The 23,301-nt window shown below is 33.6% G+C and carries 14 protein-coding genes; 12 read left to right on the forward strand and 2 right to left on the reverse strand.

Annotated elements, in window-relative coordinates; translation table 11 throughout:
- The 5 genes from WBQ70_RS09390 to WBQ70_RS09410 all read left to right on the forward strand — a co-directional run.
- Positions 1-914 (forward strand): YjgN family protein (locus WBQ70_RS09390; protein WP_423913304.1); only part of this gene is annotated, 914 nt, incomplete at its 5' end.
- A gap of 5 nt (positions 915-919) precedes the next feature.
- Complete coding sequence (locus WBQ70_RS09395; protein WP_423913307.1) at positions 920-1,987, forward strand: M48 family metallopeptidase; 1,068 nt, start codon at positions 920-922, stop codon at positions 1,985-1,987.
- A gap of 207 nt (positions 1,988-2,194) precedes the next feature.
- Complete coding sequence (locus WBQ70_RS09400; protein WP_423913309.1) at positions 2,195-3,055, forward strand: MBL fold metallo-hydrolase; 861 nt, start codon at positions 2,195-2,197, stop codon at positions 3,053-3,055.
- A 70-nt stretch (positions 3,056-3,125) separates the two neighbouring features.
- Entirely contained in the window at positions 3,126-4,751 is a 1,626-nt protein-coding gene (locus WBQ70_RS09405) for a S8 family peptidase (protein ID WP_423913311.1), read from the forward strand.
- A 62-nt stretch (positions 4,752-4,813) separates the two neighbouring features.
- Positions 4,814-6,703 carry a M1 family metallopeptidase gene (locus tag WBQ70_RS09410; protein ID WP_423913314.1) on the forward strand — a complete coding sequence of 630 codons (1,890 nt, stop codon included), beginning with the start codon at positions 4,814-4,816 and terminating at the stop codon, positions 6,701-6,703.
- A 76-nt stretch (positions 6,704-6,779) separates the two neighbouring features.
- Here WBQ70_RS09410 and WBQ70_RS09415 read toward each other — a convergent pair whose 3' ends face one another.
- The gene (locus WBQ70_RS09415; protein ID WP_423913317.1) at positions 6,780-7,805 is read right to left on the reverse strand and encodes a T9SS type A sorting domain-containing protein; all 1,026 of its coding nucleotides are present in this window, start codon (positions 7,803-7,805) and stop codon (positions 6,780-6,782) included.
- A gap of 456 nt (positions 7,806-8,261) precedes the next feature.
- Between WBQ70_RS09415 and WBQ70_RS09420 the strand changes: the two genes are divergently transcribed.
- The 6 genes from WBQ70_RS09420 (at position 8,262) to WBQ70_RS09445 (ending at position 19,162) form a co-directional block, all read left to right on the forward strand.
- Entirely contained in the window at positions 8,262-9,608 is a 1,347-nt protein-coding gene (locus tag WBQ70_RS09420) for a T9SS type A sorting domain-containing protein (protein WP_423913320.1), read from the forward strand.
- Positions 9,609-9,893: 285 nt separating this feature from the next.
- A complete protein-coding gene (locus WBQ70_RS09425; protein ID WP_423913323.1) occupies positions 9,894-11,849 on the forward strand; it encodes a T9SS type A sorting domain-containing protein in 1,956 nt (651 codons plus the stop codon).
- Positions 11,850-11,885: 36 nt separating this feature from the next.
- Positions 11,886-13,595, forward strand: coding sequence for a hypothetical protein (locus WBQ70_RS09430; protein WP_423913325.1), 1,710 nt, complete (start codon positions 11,886-11,888; stop codon positions 13,593-13,595).
- Between the two features lie 11 nt (positions 13,596-13,606).
- The gene (locus tag WBQ70_RS09435; protein WP_423913326.1) at positions 13,607-15,214 is read left to right on the forward strand and encodes a sulfatase-like hydrolase/transferase; all 1,608 of its coding nucleotides are present in this window, start codon (positions 13,607-13,609) and stop codon (positions 15,212-15,214) included.
- Between the two features lie 6 nt (positions 15,215-15,220).
- Positions 15,221-17,506 carry a beta-galactosidase gene (locus tag WBQ70_RS09440; protein WP_423913329.1) on the forward strand — a complete coding sequence of 762 codons (2,286 nt, stop codon included), beginning with the start codon at positions 15,221-15,223 and terminating at the stop codon, positions 17,504-17,506.
- Positions 17,507-17,533: 27 nt separating this feature from the next.
- Positions 17,534-19,162, forward strand: coding sequence for a T9SS type A sorting domain-containing protein (locus WBQ70_RS09445; protein WP_423913332.1), 1,629 nt, complete (start codon positions 17,534-17,536; stop codon positions 19,160-19,162).
- A gap of 266 nt (positions 19,163-19,428) precedes the next feature.
- On the opposite strand, the gene WBQ70_RS09450 is transcribed toward WBQ70_RS09445, so the two are convergent.
- Complete coding sequence (locus WBQ70_RS09450; RefSeq protein ID WP_423913334.1) at positions 19,429-21,987, reverse strand: reprolysin-like metallopeptidase; 2,559 nt, start codon at positions 21,985-21,987, stop codon at positions 19,429-19,431.
- A gap of 325 nt (positions 21,988-22,312) precedes the next feature.
- Here WBQ70_RS09450 and WBQ70_RS09455 point away from each other — a divergent pair, with 325 nt between their 5' ends.
- On the forward strand, positions 22,313-23,251 hold the full coding sequence (locus WBQ70_RS09455) for a bifunctional riboflavin kinase/FAD synthetase (protein ID WP_423913337.1): 939 nt from the start codon (positions 22,313-22,315) through the stop codon (positions 23,249-23,251).
- Positions 23,252-23,301 lie beyond the last annotated feature (50 nt).

Consider the following 23,301-nt stretch of genomic DNA (forward strand, 5'->3'; position numbering starts at 1 on the left):
GAAAAGGAAGTGATTTTTTTGGAATCGTAATAGTCAATTGGCTATTAACCATCCTTACACTTGGAATATATTATCCGTGGGCAAAAGCAAAACAATTGCAATTTGTATATAGCTCCACTGCATTAAATGGAGATTCCTTTTCGTTTCACGGTACTGGAAAAGAAATGTTTAAAGGATTTATCAAAGTGATTGTATTATTTATTTTGATTGGTACAATTACATATATATTAGTTGATTTGTTTGGTAATCCATTACTTGGTCCGATCTTGTTTTACTCTGCTTTAATAATTTTATCCCCTATTGCTATTCACGGATCTTATCGCTATAGAATGTCACGTACATCATGGAGAGGAATACGTTTTGGCTACAGAGGAGACAGGTCTGAGTTCATAAAACTGTTTTTAAAATGGATTGGACTGACTATAATCACCTTAGGAATATACGGCCCATGGATGGTTATTAACATGCGAAATTATTTATTAGGAAATGTTCGTTTTGGAGATGCTGAATTTGAATATAACGGTGATGGAGGTGATTATTTTATACTGAACCTTAAAGGGTATTTCTTAACATTATTTACACTAGGAATTTATATGTTTTGGTGGCAAAAAGACCTGTTCGAATATTATGTAGATAACTTAAGTTTGAGAAAAGGAGACGACAAAATTAATTTTACGTCAACTGCCACTGGTGGAGATTTCTTTGGTCTAGTGATGGTAAATCTTTTGATTTTAATTTTCACATTAGGCATTGGGTATGCCTGGGTAGCCATGCGTACAATGAAATTTGTTTTTGAACATGTGGAATTAGATGGAGAGCTTGACTTAAACACTTTAGCACAAACAGAAGAAAACTACAAAGATGCAACAGGCGAAGATTTAAGTGATTTCTTAGATTTAGATGCAGTAATGTAATTTTTATGAAAAACCAAGCAACAGCCGTTTTTTACGACGGAAACTCATCGACACCTCAACAAATTGTGGTGTCGCTTGATTTATACAACGAATCTATTTGTTTTGAATCATCCGATGGACAAACACATAAGTGGCCAATAAAAAACATCACTTTCGACAAACGAACCACAGGATTACATTTAGATCATGGTACTGATTTGATTCAGCATATTAAAATAGAAGACAATCACTTTATTAATACTATACAACTTTTCAGAAAAGAGAAAGGACATATAGGTTGGTACCAAAAACTGATTGATTTAGGCATTACTCTACATTTGATTATTGCAATAGGCATTCTAGCTATTATCGGACTTTGTTATGTCTATGTTATCCCCTGGGTGGGCGAAAAATCAGTAGCTTTAATTCCTGAAGAATATGATAATCAATTAGGAAGTTCCGCTTGGTTAGAAAACGACTATTTTGTAACCATAGATTCCTCAAAAACAAAGGCATTAAATACATTTGCACAACAATTGGACTTAAAAAATACTAAAAAATTAAAATTTACTGTTGTAAAATCCAATGAAATTAATGCTTTTGCAATGCCTGATGGCAATATTGTGGTATTTACAGGGATTATTGATAAAATGAAAGATTACGATGAACTCGTTGGCTTATTGGGACACGAAGCATCTCATGTAAACAATCGTCATTCGATGAAAATGTTATGCCGTAGTTTGTCTGGTTATTTATTTGTTTCCCTTATTTTAGGTGATGCCAATGGGGTCATGGCAATCATTGGTGAAAATGTAAACAGTTTTCAATCGCTTTCGTTTTCTAGAGAATTTGAGCATCAAGCAGATTCCGATGGTTATAAAATTCTAGAAGCAAACAAAGTCAATCCAAAAGGAATGTCCAATCTATTTCAACGATTACAAAAAAACAATTCCATTGCCATTCCTGAATTTTTGAGTTCGCATCCCGTGACTGAAAACCGAATAGAATATATTGACAAACTGATACAATCTAAAAAATACGTTTTCGAAAACAAACCCGAGTTAAAGAGATTGTTTTTGGAATTGAAGAAGTAAAAACAAAAAACTTTCAAAAGTCGCAATGAGGATTCCTTATTGCGACTTTTTTAATAAGAACCACACTCATACATTAAATTAAAAGCCACGAATTCACGAATGCTTTGCCTTGTCTTTAAAACAAAAATTCGATGCTCATACTAATCAAATTTAGTAAATTGCAATTATTCTTTTAATGACAGACAACCTTCCAACACTTTCAAAACAATGAAACTATACCCTATAGAAACTGGAAATTTCAAACTCGATGGTGGTGCCATGTTTGGCGTAGTTCCCAAAACCATTTGGAACAAAACCAATCCTGCTGATTCTAATAATTTAATCGATATGGCAGCAAGATGTTTGCTTATCGAGGACGAAAACCGATTGATTTTGATTGATACCGGAATGGGAGACAAACAATCAGAAAAGTTTTTTGGGTATTATTCGCTTTGGGGAAGTCATTGTTTGGACAGCTCTTTAGCAAAACATGGATTTCATCGGGATGATATAACCGATGTGTTTTTGACGCATTTGCATTTTGATCATTGTGGGGGTTGTGTTAATTGGAACTCGTCCAAAACTGGGTACGAACTCGCTTTTAAAAATGCTAAGTATTGGGCCAATGAAAACCACTGGCAATGGGCAACGGAACCTAATCCAAGAGAAAAAGCTTCTTTTTTGGCTGAGAATATTTTACCAATGCAAGAAAGTGGACAATTGCATTTTATTGCAAAACCAAATTCCGATTTTGAACTTTCAAATGAATTAGGATTTAACATTTTCTACGTTGATGGTCATACCGAGAAACAAATGATTCCGCACATCCAATACAAAGGAAAAACCATTGTTTTTTGTGCGGATTTATTACCTACAGCAGGACATATTCCTATTCCTTATGTAATGGGCTATGACACCCGCCCGTTATTGACTATGCCTGAAAAAACGAAATTTCTAAACTTTGCTGCTGATAACAATTATTACTTATTTCTGGAACACGACGCAAACAACGAGATCATTACCGTAAAACACACAGAGAAAGGCGTTCGCTTAGACCAAGTATTTAGTTGTGATGAAATCTTAAGGTAGTGTTAATCCATGTAAACATTAAAAAAAAATCAGTACTTTCGGCAACAACAAATATTTTAATATAATGGCTATGAATAGCATTACACCTTTTTTTATAGCTACATTTTCAGCTCTCGTTTTAGCAGGATGTGGCACTCAAAAAGCATACGTTAATTACAACAAATTCACTCCTATAACCGCTCCTTTAAACGTTAAGAAAAAAGCGACTCTTAATGAAACCGAATTAAAACGCTGGAGCCATCTTGACCTAGTAAAGGACACTATCCCAGGAATGAGTGTTGACAAAGCCTATAATGAATTGTTGAAAAATAGAGTGGGGCAAAAAGTAATTGTTGGAATCGTAGATTCGGGTGTGGATATTGAACACGAAGATTTAAAATCAGTAGTTTGGACTAACGCTAAAGAAATTGCTGGAAACGGAATTGACGACGATAACAATGGTTATATCGATGATGTTCATGGGTGGAATTTTCTAGGTGATATTATCAAAGAAAACTTAGAATACGAACGTATCGTTAAAAACCCAAGCTTAGTAGACGAGACCACTTATCAAGAAGCAAAAGCTGAAAACGATAAAAAAATAGCCGAAGCCACCGCAGGAAAAGGAAGATATGAAGAAATGCTATCTGCTTTAAAAACTTCAGATGAACTGTTAGTTAAGGAATTAAAAAAAGACAATTATACAGCTGATGAAGTAAAAACCATTCGTTCTAAAGTGGAAGAAGTGGTAAATGCAAAAAATACTATCCTCAAAATGTTTTCTTTTGGAATGCCTATAAAAGACTTAAAAGAAGCCCTTCAAGATGAAATTGAGAAAGCCAATGAAGCCTTAAGTGGTGAAAATCTAAAACAAGATTATCGAAAAGTTTTAGGAGATAATCCAAACGATATCACCGACACTAAATATGGCAATAACAAGGTTATGGGACCAGACAAAAACGAAGCAGTACATGGTACACATGTATCAGGAATTGTGGGTCAACAGCGTTATAATAATATAGGAGGTGATGGTATCGCTAACAATGTCGAAATTATGGCTATACGAGCTGTCCCTGATGGTGACGAATATGATAAAGACATTGCATTAGCAATTCGTTATGCTGTAGACAATGGAGCCAAAGTTATTAATGGTAGTTTTGGAAAAGCGTATTCTCCACAAAAACAATGGGTTTTTGAAGCTATAAAATACGCTGCTGAAAAAGACGTTTTGATTGTTCATGCAGCAGGAAATTCTTCAAAAGATATTGATTTTTTTGACAATTACCCCAATGATTCTGAAGATAAAAAAACCGAGATTTCAGATAATTTGATCACTGTAGGAGCGCTGAATTTTGAATTTAATAATAAGTTAGTAGCTAAATTTTCAAACATTGGCAAAATCAATGTAGATGTTTTTGCACCCGGCGTTCAAATTTATGCCACTACACCAAATGACTCTTATAAATATTTACAAGGCACCTCTATGGCATCACCAAATGTAGCGGGTGTTGCAGCTTTGATTCGTTCGTATTATCCAAAATTAAGCGCTTCTCAAGTAAAACACATCTTGATGGATTCAGGAATTTCTATTCCGTTCCAAGTTGCTGTTGGAGGAAACAGTAAGGACGAGCGACTTCTTTCGGATCTTTCAAAGACTGGAAAAATTGTAAATGCATATAATGCGATATTAATGGCTAATAAAATGTCTAAAAAATAATAATATAAAAATTTATTAACTAAGGAAGAGCTACGGTTCTTCCTTTTTTTATTTAAAATAGCATGAACAAAAAAATCTTTTTCTTCTTTTTTGCGATATTTCATTTTGGAATAAACTATGCTCAACGTAATGATTATTGGCAACAACATGTAGATTATAAAATGGATGTCCAAGTGGACGTTGAAAACTACCAATACATCGGGAAACAAAAATTAGTCTACACTAATAATTCATCAGACACGCTAAAGAAAGTCTATTACCACTTGTATAATAATGCTTTTCAGCCTGGAAGTGAAATGGATGCTCGTTTACACTATATAAAAGATCCTGATGCGAGAATGATTGATAAAGTAACCGTTGACGAAAAAACGATTAAAGAAAGTCGGATTCAAAATTTAAAACCCAATGAAATAGGGTATTTGAAAATCACCCATTTCAAACAAGATGGAAAGGTTGCTGTCACTAAAACTACAGGAACAATTTTAGAAGTTGTTTTGGCTAAGCCAATATTACCCCATTCCAAAACTACTTTTACGTTGGATTTTGAAGGACAAATTCCATTACAAATACGCCGTTCAGGTAGAAACAATTCAGAAGGTGTCGCTTTATCGATGGCACAATGGTACCCAAAAATAGCCGAATTTGATTTTGAAGGTTGGCATGCTGATCCTTATATCGCTCGTGAATTTCATGGTGTTTGGGGCGATTTTGATGTCAAAATTACCATTGATAAAGATTATACGCTTGGTGGAACGGGCTATTTGCAAAAACCAAACACAATAGGACATGGGTACGAAGATAAAGGGATAACGGTAGTTTATCCAAAAAATACAAAAACACTAACTTGGCATTTTATTGCTCCTATGGTACATGATTTCACATGGGCAGCTGATCCCAATTATGCCCATGATGTTTTCAAAGGTCCTAACAATGTCGATTTGCATTTTATATATAAAAATGAACAAAAAACAGTTGAAAAATGGAAACAATTACAACCCATGATGGCTAAAGTAATGGATTTGTACAATACGAAAATTGGCAATTATCCCTATAAACAATATTCCTTTATTCAAGGTGGCGATGGAGGAATGGAATACGCTATGTGCACTTTGATATTAGGCAACGGAACTTTAGACGGAATTTTTGGAACAGCAACGCATGAATTAGGACATTCTTGGTTTCAGCATATTTTAGCTTCCAATGAATCCAAACATCCGTGGATGGACGAAGGTTTCACCACTTATATAGAAGACTGGGTTATGAATGAAATTACCAATAAAAAGCAAGCCAATCCCTTTGAAGGAAATTACAAAGCCTATTACTTTTTGGTCAATTCAGGCAAAGAACAACCGCTTACTACTCATAGCGACCGTTATGATGAAAATAGGTCGTATAGTATTGCTTCCTATATCAAAGGAAGTATCTTTTTGTCTCAATTGGGGTATCTCATTGGCGAGGACAATTTGGACAAGACCTTAAAAAGATTTTATCAAGATTTTAAATTCAAACATCCCACTCCTAATGATATTAAAAGAACAGCTGAACGTGTTTCAGGAGCTGAATTAGATTGGTATTTGATGGATTGGACACAGACCAGCAATACGATTGATTATGGCATCAAGGAAGTAGTTGAAAATATTGACTACAATGGTGTAAATACCATAATTACTCTGGAACGAATAGGCCGTACACCAATGCCTCTTGATCTTTTAGTAGAATACAAAGATGGTCGTAAGGAAAGCTATTATATTCCGCTACGCATGATGCATTTTGAGAAAGAAAACCCAACACCTGAAATCAAAAGAACAATTTTGAAAGATTGGGCTTGGGCAGAATCGCAATACATTTTTTCAATTCCCAAGTCGAAAGCTGCGATTAAAAAAATCACTATTGACCCAAGTAGTTTGATGGCTGATGTAAAACAGGAGAATAATAGTTATAAAGCAAACTAAAAAAAGCCCCATTAGAATTTTCATTCCAATGGGGCTTTTCGATACTTTTAAGATAAATTTTTATTTTACGCTAAATTTATTCTTTAATGAATTTTGCAATTCCAGCATCAGTTACCAATAAGTAAACACCATTAGCTAAACCTGAAACATCTACACTTCCAGTTGCTACTGTTTCTATAACAGTTGCTCCAGCAAGATTTATGATTCTGTATTTCTTAGTAACTAAGTCTGAACTAATATTCAAAACAGAAGAAACTGGATTTGGACTTACATTTGCAGCGATAGAAGCTCTATTGAAATCTGTAGTAGACAAAGATGTTGTAGGATTTTTAACTACAGTAAGTTTACTCGTTCTAATTCTGTTTATTCCAAGACCATCATAAAACCCAAGAGTCCAATTTACGAAATAAGCACCTGTTGCACCTGTCAAGGCTGTATAAACAGCTTCTCCAATTCCAGTAGATACTCCAACTGTTGACACAACTCCAGATGTAGTGTTTCTAATACGTGCTTTTTTAACAGTATTTGCTGCTGTAGTACCAATAGTATATTCAATAATTATTTCATAATTCGCAAGTAAAGAAGCTGCTTGAACAATTGAAGGATTTGAAGCAAAAGCTCCTGTTCCTCCTGTACTTGAAATAACAAGATTTGGCGAAGCAGTATTAACAATAACTCCATCACGTGTAGAAGCAATTGTGCTCTTAATAGTTGCTAAATCATTAAATGGAACTAATCCTACAAGATCAAAGGCTTTATCATTTATAATTGCAGTTCCATCAAATCCTATCTCAGTAGTAATCGTAATTACATTCCCACTTACCCCCTTGATAGGAGTATTGTGAACAGCCCAATTATAATTAGAAGTTGAATAAACATTGCTATTTGCTGCGTTAATTCCAAATTGAGTAGGATTTGCATTGTGTCCAGAAATCCAGATATTAGGACCCGCAGTATTCAAATTTGCTGCATCGGAAGCTCCACTATATGCTGCTGCTCCAAAATCTTCATTGATAATAGTAGTTTGAGCCGTCATTTGCGCTCCTGACAAACCAATAAGCGCTACGAATAGACTTATTTTTTTTAGTAATCTTTTTTTCATAATAATAAAGTTTAGTTATTTATAATAACAAATATACTTACAACACACACTACCCTATTGCACAATAATACCTCCTAATAAGTCAATTTTATCCATTTGAATATCTCATTAATAATACCTTACATTAAGGCAAACATATACTATCATTCAACAATGCTCTTATACAACTAAAATGAAACAGAAAATGAGACATAATTATGATTCAAAAAATCTATAGTATTATGTAATAGTATAGATTAATGATTCTTTTAATTCATAATTAAAAAACGTTCCTCACCTGAGTAGATTATAATTTAATAAACAAAGAGGCAATTACATTATTATCAATCAATTGTAAAAAAAATCAATATGTAAAAAAATAGAGGTAAAATATAACTATAAAAAGATAAAATAAACTCAACGAAATGCTATAAATACCTTTAGAATTGCAATAAATTATAACTAAAATTTAATATTATGAAAAAAATTTACTTATCTATTGCATTACTAGCAATAACAGCAACTTCATTTGGACAAAGAATTAACATATGGACTGATGGAGCATTAGGAAATAATAATTGGTTGAATAGCGGAAACTGGAGCCAAGGAGCCCTTTTAGCAACTGATATTGCACAGATGAACAAAACCTCTACTATTAACGGGTCCAGATCAATACTCAAAATAACTACGGAAGCGACTTCTGATGCAACTTCAGAGATTATTCAATCTGGCACATACGTTGCAACCGTAACTGTTACTGATAATGGCACAAATCCCTTTGAAGGTACAGCCGTAGGTATATATCACAATACTAATGCATATTCAGCATCTACTTTCAACATCAATTGCAAGGTAACTTGTACTAATACAGGAACTGGAAATTGGTTTTCTATAAGAAATCTTAATGCAGGAAACACGCTTAAATTTGGCTCCAATAGTGCACTTACTTTTAGCACTCCTGATGTATTCTTGGATAATGCTGGTATTGGAACTATAGGCGCCACAGGAGGAACTACAACATATGAAGGTACAATAAATAGTACTGTTTCTTCAACTTTATCTTTTTCGGGCGCTAATGGTGTCCATACTTTTTTGCCAGGGGTTAGTTTTGGAGCAAACATTACAAATTTAAAATTCTTTTTTGGAGCTGGTATGACATGGAATTTTAATACAGCAGATAATGTTGTAATATTTGACAAAACAATCCAAACAAATAATGCTGTAGCTTATGCCTTAAATGTAAATGCTAAAAACTGTTTAGCAGCTAAATTAGACCTTAGCAGTGGTTCTCTTTTGACGGTAAACGTTAATAAGGATTTGGAAAACATGAAAACAGTTGCGCTTGCAGGTGCATCTACTGGACTAACTCTAACTATTGACGATGCGGTAACAAAACTTCATTTTGCTAATAGTAGTGCTGAAACTTGGGCTGGCTCAATAACTGTAAATGGCTTCAAACCAGGTGTTATCCGTTTTGGAACCAACAACACAGGATTAACTACAGCTCAACTAAATAAAATTTCAGGAGCTGGAGGAACAGTAGCATTAGATTCTAGTGGATATCTAGTTTTAGCTTCTGCTTTATCAAACAAAGATTTCAACTCATTTACTTCAAGTATTTATCCAAATCCAGTAAAAGACGTATTAAACATTAACACTCAAGAATCTATCCAAAAAATTGAAGTATTGGATATCTTAGGAAAAACAGTTCTTACTAATAAAGGAGAAAATACAGTTGATGTATCTTCATTAAACAATGGTATTTATTTCTTAAAATTAACTTCAGACAAAGGAGTTTCAACTAATAAGTTTGTGAAAAAATAATAGTTGTTTTTTATTTATATTAAAGGCTGTCATTCTTGACAGCCTTTTTGTTTTTTATGAGTAATTTAAAAAACAATCCTCAAAAAAAAATATTCATTTTAAAATAAATCATTTATTGTTAAAAGATACATACTCATCATCATAAGATTTACATTACACATTTTCCATTTTAGATAATCTACAATTACCACTGGGTAAAATTGGCATGACTTTGCGTTGTATTCAGACCTAATTTCGTTTGTAAAACAAACTCATAAAATCATGAAGCTAAAAATTTGTATTCTTATGTTATTATTGTCACAGTTATTTGTAACTGCGCAAAAAAAGTATTACTTGAGTAGCTCTACAGGAAGCGATACAAACAATGGAGCAATTAATGCACCGTGGAAAACTTTGTCCAAAATCAACACAATAACATTATCATCTGCTGATGCTGTTTATTTTAAAAAAGGAGATCGTTTTGATGGTCATTTTGTTGTAAATGGTTCCGGTACTTTGGCTAATCCTATTTTAATCAGTTCCTACGGCAATGGAAACAAACCCATTATTTCAGGTATGGTAGGCACAAATGGGAATGGCGATTATCAAGAAGCTGTTTTGGTACAAAATAATGACAACATCATTTTCGACGGACTTGAAATTCAAAATGAAAGAAAGATAAGTAGAGCAGGAATTGGAGATAAATTAGCATATGGTATTCAAATTTTAAATGATGGGACAAGAACTTTAAAGAATTTCATTTTCAGAAATCTAACGGTTCAAAACGTATACGCCGTAACTCCTATTGTTAATGCTGCCGATTTTGATGGACTTGAAGTTGCTGGAATTCGTGTTTTTTCATCTCAGAACACATTAAATAAGCAGAGAAACATTCAAGATGTAGTAGTAGAAGATTGTTATTTTACCAACCTACAACGTTTTGGAGTGCATTTTAAACAAGGCGGAAATACAGCTGATGTTACCGATGATTTCATCAATAGAATTGCGAATGTTATTTGTCGAAATAATACATTTTATTATTTAGGAGGGACCTCAATATTACCGCAACGAACGTATAATTGTTTAATTGAAAATAATATTTTTGACCATCCTGGCGCTTCTACAGATCCTAGAATGCCTGGTCGTGGAAGTTCCGTATGGACGTTCTATTGTATTAATACGGTTATACAATACAACCAATGTATAAGCACAAGAGGTTATTTTGATTCCCATGGTATTCACATCGATCATCATAATAAATACACTTTTGTACAATACAATTATATGGAGGATTGTGAAGGTGGATTTGTTGAAATACTGAAAGGAAATGAAAATGCTGTTTACCGTTTTAATGTAAGTGTCAATGATGGCTGGAGAAATGGCGGAGGAGCAGAAGGAACTTGGGCTAATAGCAACCATACACTATGGATTTCTAATAATACAAATCCAGATGCAACTCAGAATCCAGAATTTTCTAGCGATAGTTATATTTACAATAATACAGTCATTTTAGATTATAAAAACATTGACAACCCAAACAAAAAAGAAACGACAGCAATTGAAATAAACGCAAAAAGTACTTATATCTTTAATAACATTTTTTACAGTGTTAATGGCGGTCAAATAGGGAAACAAAATGTCGTATTAAATACGAATAACGATACGCGACTAATCAAAAATAACTTGTTTTTTGGAGCAGTTGACAATCGATTTACAACTTTAGATTCTAATCCTGTCAAAGCAAATCCCTTATTTAATACTACTGGAACGTATAAATTTCAATATCAATTACTGGCAAATAGTCCTGCAATAAACAAGGGAGCTGCCATAACTGGACCAGCCGTACCAGGTGCAGGCACAGGTATTTTTGCAAATATTCCAGCTTATCCCAATGTAGATTTTTACGGTAATCCTATAGATTTATCAAAAGGAACACCAAATATTGGAGCTTGTAATGCAAAAAATGGCGAAATAATTTTAAGTACTCATCAATTACAATTGAATCAAGAAGATGATTGGACAGTCTACCCTAATCCTGTAAAATCAACTTTTTTCTTGAAAAGCAAAACAAGCATAACCACTAATATCAGCATTTCTATAGCTAATTTTTCTGGCCAAGTGGTGTATGAAATACAACAAATCGAACCTCAAAATTCCCATTTATTTAGTATCGAATTGCCTACTTCTATTTCTAAAGGAAACTATGTTCTAATTATAAAAAAGGGTGATAAAAAATATCAAAAAAAATTAATTATTGAATAATCACAATTACGAACTACTGTAGTCAATTATAAGATTATGAAAAAGAATATCTTAATCATTTTGCTTGTTTTATCACAATGGTCTGTTACTGCAAAAAACAGCTATTATCTCAGTAGTTCTACAGGTGATGATTCTAATAATGGTTCCATAACTACCCCTTGGAAAACCCTCGCTAAAATGAGCTCTATTAAATTATCTGCAGAGGATGTGGTTTATTTTAAAAAAGGTGACCGTTTTGAAGGGCATTTTGTAGTGAATGGTTCAGGTACAAATGCAAAACCTATTTTAATAACCACTTACGGTGAAGGGAACAAACCTATAATTACGGGTCAAGTGGGTCCTGCAGGAGGTGGTGATTATCAAGAAGCTATTTTGGTTCAAAATAAAGACAACATCATTTTTGATGGATTAGAAATTCAAAACGAAAGAACCATCGCTCGCAAAGGCGTAGGCGACAAACTGGCTTACGGAATTCAAATTCTTAATGACGGAAATAAGAGCTTGAAAAATTTTATATTCAGAAACCTAAGTATTCAAAATGTATATGCCGTTCAGCCTGTCATCAGTCCAGCTGATTTTGATGGTTTGGAAGTAGCGGGTATTCGTGTGTTTTCCTCAAAAAACACTATAAATAACCAAAAAAACATTCAAAATATAGTGGTAGAGAATTGCTATTTTACCAATCTGCAACGTTTTGGAGTACACTTTAAGCAAGGGGGAAATTCGGATGAAGTAACAGATGAATTTATCAATAGAATAGCCAATATTGTTTGCAGAAAGAACACTTTTTATTATTTAGGAGGAACTTCTATTCTACCTCAAAAAACATACAATTGCTTAATTGAAAACAACATTTTCGACCATCCTGGAGCTTCTACAGACCCCAGAATGCCTGCCCGAGGAAGTGCTGTTTGGACTTTTCATTGCATCAATACGGTTATTCAATACAACCAATGTATAAGTACAAGAGGTTATTTCGACTCCCATGGTATTCACATTGATCATCATAATAAATACACTTTTGTACAATACAATTATATGGAGGATTGCGAAGGTGGTTTTGTCGAAATTTTGAAGGGAAATGAAAATGCCGTGTACCGTTTCAATGTAAGCGTGAATGATGGTTGGAGAAATGGCGGTGGTGGCGAAAGAAAATGGGCTAATAGCAATCATACACTATGGATTTCTAATAACACCAATCCAAGTGCTACTAATAATCCAGAATTTTCAAGCAATAGTTACATTTACAATAATACCATAGTTTTAGATTATAAAAACGTCGATGATCCAGAAAAAAAGGAAACTACAGCTATCGAAATCAATGCTAAAAGCACCTACATTTTTAATAATATTTTTTACAGTATCAATGGTGGTCAAATAGGGAAACAAAATGTAGTAGTAAAGACGAATGACGAGGAACGTTTTATAAAAAACAATTTGTTTTATGGAGACATAGATAGTCGTTTTACGGTTTTAGATACGAACCCAATCAAAGCAGACCCTCAATTTAATGGAATTGGAGAAAGAAAGTACAAATACCAACTTCAAGCTAATAGTCCAGCTATAAATACCGGACTTGCCATAACAGTACCTGCTATTCCCGAAGCAGGTAAAGGTGTGTTTGCCAATGTTCCTGCTTATCCTACTGTTGATTTTTATGGTAATCACATCGACTTATCAAAAGGCACTCCTAACATTGGCGCATGCAATGCTAAAAAAGGAGTTATAAAAAACAGTGACAAATAAATAAAAACATTATGAAATTAAGAAACATTTATAAAATCATTATACTTGCCAGTATTACAACTACGGTAAGTTGCCATAGGGTAACTCAAAAAACAGCCACGAATCAAAAAAAGCCCAACTTACTGATTATTCAAACAGATGAACACACTTTTAAAACATTAGGTTGTTATCGCGAACTGATGCCTAAAGAGCAAGCCTACGTTTGGGGAGAAGGTATAGAGGTTAAAACGCCTAATATTGACAGAATTGCTCATGAAGGTGCCATTTGCACCAATTTCTATGCATCTAGTCCCGTATGCACCCCTTCAAGAGCTTCTTTTCAAACTGGTTTGTATCCTATTTCTGCTGGAGCCCCCATTAATGATATGCCAATGAATCCAAATTTAACCACTTTTGCTGAAATACTTCGTCAAGACGGGTACCGAACGGCATATGTCGGAAAATGGCATTTAGGCGGAACCCCAGATATTGGTCATCCCTATATGCAACCAGGTTATGCTTTTGGTTATTTGGATAGAACTTATATGTTTGAGGGAACACATGCAAAATGGATTGAAACAGTAAAAGAGCCTAATGGAATAATTGCTGTTAATAGAACACCAAAACCAGATGAAAAAGCGACATACACAACGGATTATTTAACAGATAAATGTCTTCAAATATTAGAAAGGGACAAAAACAAACCTTTTTGTATGATGGTTTCTATTCCAGATCCACATAGTCCTGATATTGCTAGAGAACCATACCAATCTATGTACAAAGATCTAAAAGTTAAAATGCCTAAAACAATGGACTCTTCGCTTCTTGCTAATCGTCCTAAATGGGCTATTGGTGGTAAAAACGAATCGGGAGATTTTGACCCTGAATCGGTTAAAGCTTATTTCGGAATGGTTAAGTGCATAGATGACAATGTAGGCCGTATTTTGAAGTTTTTGGATGATAATAAATTAACAGATAATACCATTGTTGTATTCACATCAGATCATGGTGATTTACTTTTTGAACACCATAGAATTAATAAAGATTTACCGTATGAAACTTCGGCACGAATCCCTTTTGTAATTCGTTATCCAAATAAAATTAAAAATGGTAAAATTATTAGAAAAACATACACCACAGCTGATTTTGCGCCCACTATTCTTGGAATTATGAATGCGGGTGAGATTACTGGTATTGAAGGAATTAATGACGCAACTACCTTTTTAAATACTGAAAGCAAAGTGGAATCAGATAGAATTATTTATATGACCGACTCTCCTTTTAATGAATGGACTGCCGCAACGGATGGAAGATATAAATTAGTACTTTCTTGTAAAGAAACCCCTTGGTTTTTTGACCTAGAAAAAGATCCTTCGGAATTAATCAATTATTATTCTCATCCTGAATATAAACAAATGGCACAAAATTTTCAAAAAGAATTACTGCGCCAAATGAAATTATATAAAGAACCCGCATTAGACTTAGGGTATCATTATTTATTAAGTACAGATGATAAAGTTACTTATGTTTCTCCATACGAAGGAAAAAGTATCCAAGACATTCCAAAAATAGAAAAAGAGGTTTTAGATCAATTGCGACTTAATATTCACAAAAAATGCTATAGGTCATTATTGAAATAATATATTATGAAAAAATCAAAAATAATTAACCTGCTATTTATTGTAGGTATAATTTCATCCAGTTATGGACAAGATTTTGAAAAGGAAGCAAAGCAAAAAATAAAGGTATTAAACGACCTTATTACTACAGTAGAAAAACAAGGTAAAGATGTACTGAAAGAAAAAATGACAATACGTACCGCTGAAGTTTTTTTAGAATTTGCCAATTGGGATGCAAATAACATGGAGCAGAACACGAATCTATTTAAGATGACGACTCCCTATAAAAACAATGCGACCCAAATGGCAGAAGACCTACCTACTTTTGAACGTGGAGATGTAGTTAAAATGTTAGATGAAGCCATTGCCTATATCACACTTTTGAAAGAGGGAAAAGTAACTAGAAAACCAACACCAAATATTGCTTGGGACAAGGTTATTATTGAAAAAGACCAAATAACCTATAACAAACGTCCCGTTTTTCTTGCTGATTATACTTGGAAACCTGATTTTCCTAAACTAACCGAATTTTTTGGAAATAAAGGAGGACATTATATTTCTCCGAAACAAGTTTTGGATGAAAAAGGAACGATTCAACCCGGTGTCATTAAAGACTTGGATACTAAAAACGATAAACGACCTTGGTTTGTTTTCATTGATAGCGGAAATATGCCAGACTGGTTCAATGACAAAGTAGGCAATGAAGCCACTAAGTTGATGGGAGGCCCTTTTTATCATTATGACATTGATCAGGAAGGAACTAAAGAGATTATTTCGAATCTATTCAAAGAAACGGTTTCGAAAATGGCAGGCAAAAAGTACAATACCTTAGGGTATATGTTGAGTAACGAACCCCGCTGGATCACTTATAAAGACGGAACTAAAAAAGTATGGTATAATAGTGGCGTAGGCGAAAATACAATCGAAAAATTTAAAGTTTGGCTACAAAAGAAACACCATTCCATTGCTAATTTAAACCAATTATGGAAAACAAATTTCACTTCTTTTGATGCTGTAAAATTAGACATTCCAATTGATATTGCCTTAATAGGAACACCACAGTGGTACGATTGGAATACCTTCAACGATCAACGCGTACTGGATTGGTTTACTTGGATGAAGAGCGAATTGCGTAAAAACGACCCACAAGCCAAAGCACATTTGAAAATCATGCCTTCTTTTTTTACTGATAATGACCCTTGTACTGGAATTGATTTAGAAAGACTGACAGAATTAAGCGATATCAATGGAAATGATGGAGCAGCACATTATAATAACACCAAAAAAGACAAAGCAGATTGGCAAGATGATTATGTTTTTGGCTGGAGAGAGCTTTTTTTAGGGTATGATTTTTTAAAATCGGTACGTCCTAATCAACTGAATTTTAACACTGAGAGTCATTTATTGAGCACGGGACATACGCGTGATTTATATATGAATCCAAAGTATGTAAGAGCCGTTTACTGGGCTGCACATACTTTAGGAATGAACGCTTCGCAAACGTGGTATTGGCCAAGAAAAGCTGACGGCTCACTAAAGGAAAACTTCAAAGACAATGCCTACGCAGGTTCGAATAATCAGCAACCTCGTGTAACTCAAGAATTACATGCAACTATGATGGATTTGAATGCATATAGCGAGGAAATTATGACTATGCAACGTCAACCTAAGCCTATTCGGATTTTTTATTCAATTACTTCAGCTCATAGCAACAAAGCCTATATGGACGACTTATTCAAGTTATATGAATCGTTGAATTTTGAAGGAATTCCGTTGGGTTTTGCAACCAAAAATATTTTGGAACAACAAAATCCTTCGAACTGGGATGTTGTTTTAGTACAAAAAACCAAAAGAGTGACGCTGAAGGAGCTACAGCAAATTCAAAACTATTTAGACAAAGGCGGAATAGTTATTGTGGATGATATAAGTCTAAAAGAAAATGAATATGGAATTGCTATGCCTGTTCTAAATCAAAGTAAAGGAAAATTAGTTATCGTGAATTCTTTGGTTGAAATGAAAGCGAAAGCCTTATCCATTGTAGCAGAAAAAAAGCATCTGCCTGAAGTACGTATTGTAGAAGAAAATGGCACGAGTATAAAAGGGTGTACCTGGAAATGCATTAAGAATGAAAATGGGAACAACGTCCTTTCAATCATTAATATGGGTAAACAAGATGCCAAATTGGATATTCAACTTAATAATGCAAAGAAAGCTGTCAGTTGTTACGATTTGATAAATGGAGTAGCAATTCCTTTGCAACCAACATTGAAACCTTATGAGGTGCTTTTTATCGAATTAAAAAATAAACAATAACGAATTAATTTAATACAATCAATCAAAGTGAAAAAAATTACAGCTACACTATTCTATTTATTTTTTATAAACTTAGGATTTGCACAAGTGGGTTCCCCTTTACCTGAGTTTAAGAATGAAACGGATTTTTTTACCGATAATTCTGGAAAGTATCCTGTGGCTCCTTCATCACAAAGAATTACCTTGGTTTATAATCCTGCTTCTGGAGATGATACTGCAACTCTCCAAACCGCTATTAATACCTTGACTAATTTAACTGTAATGGTGAATGGTGAAAATCTTAAAGGAGGCGTTATTACCATCCCTGCTGGAACATGGGAATTTAATGAAATTCAACTGAAATCTGATGTTCATCTTGTATTTGATCCTTTGGCTATAGTAAAACCCTATGACACAGTTTCTCCTACCGATCCTCTAATTCCTAACATGTCCATTTTTCGTATTGGCTATACAAGTGTATTATCCAGTAATGTAAGTATTAGGGCTTCAAGTGGCCAATTCAAAATTGATTTAACTCATTTAGCCAAAGAAACTAGGATTACTCCATTCAATGTTAAAGAAGCTAATAATTTTATGGTTTCAGATTGTTATGTAGATGACAATGGTACCATACATGCAGCTCTAAATTGTTCAGCAAGTAAGAGAAACAATATTTGGGCAGGTCCTGTTAAAGGTTTGATTAAAAACCTTACCATTATAAATGGACACGGTGGTTATGGTGTAGTACAAGTAAGAACGGGTGAAAAATTACTTTTTAAAGACTTGACTTCTTTAAGAGGTGGTGTTACACTTAGACTCGAAAGTGACGATGTGAGCGCTTCAGGAGGCACTATTCCTCAGAATGTAGCGAAGATGTCTGAAATATATGGCTATAATATAAAATGCACTGATGGGAATGCTGCAGTAATGCTTCAGCCTTGGAGCGCTACAAATGGGTGGATTGATGTACAAAAAATAGAAGCTACTGGTTGTATGGCAGCGGTGCGTATTGATAGAGCGTACGACAAAGTGTCTCCCTTCGTAGGAGTAGGAAGTTTTGATGCCTCATCACGAATTTCAGATATTACCTGTACTTATGGTACTAATGCACAAGTTAAACAAGGGGTTTTTCCATGGGTTCCTTGTGTATTAAGAACGAATCCAAATATTTTAAGACCCAATCCAATCCCTGAAATGGAAACGTATTATCTTGGACCATCAATCGCTCCATTATTGTATCGTGCCAGTACGACTGGAGGAGCAATAGGAAATGGCTATTTTAGCATAAATGTTCCAACTGAAAATGCATTGAAAGCGAATACAACTGGTTTTAATTGGTCTGTTTCTTTAGTAATATCAAGAGATAACAATCAAGTAAACACGAACAGTTGTCCGCCACCATTAGCAGTAAATACTTTTGAATTTAAAAATCAGCTAAAAATATTTCCTAATCCAATTAAAAGCGGAGATGAATTTTTAACCATTGATTTAGTTACGATTTCAGATTTTGAAATAACTATTTATAATCTGACAGGTAAATTGGTCTATTCAAGTAATTATAAAGCAAAATCTAAGATTGAAATCAATCTTTCTCAACTACATTTAGCAAAGGGTACTTATTTGGTCAATATAAAAAGTGAAGATGAGGTGATGAGCAGAAAAGTTATTATTTTATAACTAATATACCTATCAAACTAGCTCGTTTTATATTCTTCTACTTAAATAGCTTAGTAATACACTAACAAACTCCAAAAATTGAGACTTGCCAGAAGAGAGTCATTTAATAATACCTAACAACAACATTTAAAATATAGAAAACTGAAATCTATTAAAGAATAAATGGTACAGTAAAAATATAATTTAACCCAATTGCTCCCCTCTCTTTTGGAGAGGGGCTAGAGGTGAGGATGGACTTTATCATATATACTGCATTTGTGTTTGTATTACTCAACCAATATCTTTTTAATCACTTTCTTGTCAGCGACAATAACTTCTAGAAAATAAAATCCAGATTTAGGATTAGGAATTTGGACTACCTCATCAAAAAGTACTGTTTTTGGATATTCATTCTTAAAAACCAACCTACCCAGTAAATCATGTATTTTAATCTGCACAGTACTAGTTGAATCACCCGTAAATTTCACTTTAAATGTCCCATTGTTTGGATTCGTAAATACAAAAAAGTCAAGAATTCTAAATTCTGGTTGTTTCAACACAAAGTTCTTTTCACAGATAGAAATAGCAGCCGAATGTAATGTTCCATTATCTTCTTCAAAGGCATCACGTATTCTAAACTTCCATATTCCACTAGGGTTTTCCCCATTAAAATCTGATAAATTACCAACAGGAACGACCGTTTGAAGTGACGAAGTACCACATTGTAATTCAGAACCAGAGTCGTCAAATTTTAATACTAACGAGTCATTAATATCACTACAGCCTCTATCAAACAATTTCACCGTGGTTCCTTGAGGGCTTATAATTTCCATTTGAACATCAGAAACAAAAGAATGCGTAAAACTTACATTAAAATCTACATCTGACACTAAACCACTAGTAGTAGGATAAGTAATATTTCGGGTGGTATAAGTAGCGCTTTCAGGAATAGCAAATTGACCTTGGTAGTTATAGGATGAACAGGAATAATCAACAGTATACCCTATGGAAAATGCTTTACTATTTACAGCATAAAAAATATTATCTACTGGCTCTATTAAAACACGACAATTGTTCTCCTTGACATTAGGAACAATAATTGTTTCTGAACCATCATTAGGCGTATTTAATGCTAAATTTACAGGGAAAGTCAATCCGTTGTCATAGGATAATTTTATATTTACATTTGATGCACCTGCTAATGAGTTGGAATTATTAACACTCCAAGTAATCGTTTGATCAGAACCTTGTGCCCAATATAAATCATCTGTATTAAGTGAAGTTATTGAAAATGGACCAATATTTCCACTTACAGTTATCACCTTCTCATCACTATTGGTTTGAGCGGTTCCCATCGAAGCATTGTCTCTACCTGTCAAAACAAAGTGTAATGTTCTTGCAACAGTAGAAACGGACTCCCAACTACTCGTTAATCGATTCGCTAAAACATTCTTATAAGAGGGCATGTATCTTATCGCACTACTTCCTGGCTTAATAGATCTAAATAATGGACCATTTGATTTGGTGGAAATGGCAAGGCTATTTTCCTTATCTGAAGAAGTCGCAGAATCATTTTGCTCCCAACAATATGTAACCACATCGCCATCACTATCAGAACCTGTCCCTTTTAAGATAAAAGCAGTACCTTTTGGAATGGTATAATTCTGTCCTGCATCAATGGTTGGTGGTGTGTTAGTTATAACCGTACTTACAGGGCATGTCTTAGTATTAAGATTATTCTGGATTTGTAAAATACTTGCGTAAGCAAAATAATCATCTGATTTAACTTGTATATCATAGCCATCACTTACCCCTGCATACCCCATAATAGTAGATCCACTGCCAGGCTCAACATTGACACCCGTTCCTTCAATGCTATATGAAAAAGTATGATTGGCACCTAATTGATGTCCCATTTCATGAATTACATAATCAATATCAAATGCCTCCCCTTCAGGCTTACCATTTCCAGGAGAAGTATAAGCACTCCCTTTTCCATAGGGATCAGAACCTGATGGATTAACACAAACACAACCTATACATCCTGCATTCCCTCCACCTCCTGAAGCTCCAAATACATGACCTATATCATAGCCACTATTTCCGATAATTGTTGTTACCGTATTTTGCAACTCAAGAGACCAATTTTCTAATGTCGAAGAATCTGAATAAGGATCTGTTGATGGATTAGTATAAATAATAAGGTCATTACTAGCAATAAGATTTAACTTAATGGCTAAATCCCGATTAAAAATAGCATTAACTCTAGTCATCGTAGCATTCATTCCCTCAAGCGCATCTGCAACAGTTGCATTTTCGCCTCCAAAATAACGGGCATATTCACCCGTACACGACAAGGCCAAACGCAAGGTTTTAAAAACTTTGTTGTTGGAGGATATTTTTGCTGTTTTTTTTAACAAATCATTATTTACAGCTATATCATCTGTTTTACAAATTAAAGGCAGTGTCCCTTTGGCTCTTTCATTAGATGAAAATAACACATAAAGTGATTTATCATCAGGATAGGACTCTATAAATTCGGTTTCGTTATCTGCTCTAAGAACAATTGTTTGAATCCCTTTTGGCGATACGCTAAAACTCAATCTTGCCTTTTTATCGGTTATTCCCATTCCTTCATAAGCTCTAATGTCTGGATATTTTGATTGTAATTCTGATTCAAAATTAGAAGATTCAGAAACTGAAAATAATTCCAATTTTCCATCTCTATTAGGAATACTAATTTGAGCACTCACACTTTTTGCTGTTTTATTGATAGCATTTGGCAGTGCTTGTTTAAAAGACAGTAAGTCTAATGAATATAATAATGGAGAATCATTATTATTCATTTTTTTTTTATTTGAAAGAGTAGAGAATTCATTCGTCACTTTTTGCCAAGCAGTATTACGCTGAGCAAAAATAGAAGTTTGACAAATAAAAAAAAATAGGATTAGGGCAAGTTGTCTCATAGTAAATGATATAATCACATCAAAAATAACGAAATCATAACTTCAAAACTTTTATTTCATTTAATTATTTTAAAATTTAAACAAATCAGATTATTTCTGTAACTAAAAAACAACAAAACCTTTATAAAAACAGTTAAAATCCATTCCCGAAACGATTACAATTAAAATAGATACTATAAATTTGCAAAACCATAAAACAATAACATTGAAGATTTTTCATTCCATAGAAGATTTTAGCACTACAAAGAAAACAATCCTTACTTTAGGTACTTTTGATGGTGTGCATATAGGCCATAAAAAAATACTAGACAAACTCATTCAAAACACTAAAACTAACGAATTTGAAAGTCTGGTTTTGACCTTTTTCCCACATCCTAGAATGGTGCTTCAGGACAAATCAGAAATCAAGTTGCTAAACACAATACCTGAAAAAATTAAGCTTTTGAAAGCAATAGGAATTGAAAACTTAGTAATTCATCCTTTTGACGAAAGTTTCTCAAGACTAACAGCTGAAGAATTTGTCGAAAAAATACTTGTCAATCAATTTCATATTCATAAAATAATCATAGGTTACGATCATCGTTTTGGAAGAAATAGAACAGCTGATATTGATGATTTAATCCTTTTTGGTGAAAAATATGGATTTGAAGTTGAACAAATATCAGTACAAGAATTAAACGACATATCTGTTAGTTCTACCAAAGTTCGAAAAGCAATCATTGAAGGAAATATATCTCTTGCTAATAATTATTTAGGGTATGACTATTTTTTAACAGGAACTGTTGTTGAAGGCAAACAACTGGGAAGAACTATTGGTTTCCCAACAGCTAATTTAAAAATACAAGAGGATTACAAGTTAATCCCTTCCAATGGTGTTTATGTTGTAAAAAGTACCCTTGAAGACAAAACCGTGTTTGGTATAATGAATATTGGTTTTAATCCTACCATTGGAACAAATTCATTATCAATCGAAATTCATTATTTAGATTTTGATACTGATTTATATGGACAAGAAATAAAAGTTTCAATTTTGCATCATATTCGTCAAGAAGAAAAATTCGATTCTATTGTTATTTTAAAAAACCAAATAGAAAAAGATAAAGAAATTGCTTTGAAATATATTAAAGAACTTTCTCATTTGTAAAATTCATCAAGACAAAATAATTTAAAAGGGTTGCTTTTACTATTTTACAA

This window comes from Flavobacterium sp., assembly GCF_049590715.1.
Classification (GTDB): domain Bacteria; phylum Bacteroidota; class Bacteroidia; order Flavobacteriales; family Flavobacteriaceae; genus Flavobacterium.

Coding starts and splice junctions, on each gene's coding strand:
- WBQ70_RS09420 (WP_423913320.1), top strand. CDS start 8,262: ATGAAAAAAATTTACTTATCTATTGCATTACTAGCAATAACAGCAACT.
- WBQ70_RS09410 (WP_423913314.1), top strand. CDS start 4,814: ATGAACAAAAAAATCTTTTTCTTCTTTTTTGCGATATTTCATTTTGGA.
- WBQ70_RS09430 (WP_423913325.1), top strand. CDS start 11,886: ATGAAAAAGAATATCTTAATCATTTTGCTTGTTTTATCACAATGGTCT.
- WBQ70_RS09435 (WP_423913326.1), top strand. CDS start 13,607: ATGAAATTAAGAAACATTTATAAAATCATTATACTTGCCAGTATTACA.
- WBQ70_RS09425 (WP_423913323.1), top strand. CDS start 9,894: ATGTTATTATTGTCACAGTTATTTGTAACTGCGCAAAAAAAGTATTAC.
- WBQ70_RS09395 (WP_423913307.1), top strand. CDS start 920: ATGAAAAACCAAGCAACAGCCGTTTTTTACGACGGAAACTCATCGACA.
- WBQ70_RS09400 (WP_423913309.1), top strand. CDS start 2,195: ATGAAACTATACCCTATAGAAACTGGAAATTTCAAACTCGATGGTGGT.
- WBQ70_RS09405 (WP_423913311.1), top strand. CDS start 3,126: ATGAATAGCATTACACCTTTTTTTATAGCTACATTTTCAGCTCTCGTT.
- WBQ70_RS09440 (WP_423913329.1), top strand. CDS start 15,221: ATGAAAAAATCAAAAATAATTAACCTGCTATTTATTGTAGGTATAATT.
- WBQ70_RS09450 (WP_423913334.1), bottom strand. CDS start 21,987: ATGAATAATAATGATTCTCCATTATTATATTCATTAGACTTACTGTCT.
- WBQ70_RS09415 (WP_423913317.1), bottom strand. CDS start 7,805: ATGAAAAAAAGATTACTAAAAAAAATAAGTCTATTCGTAGCGCTTATT.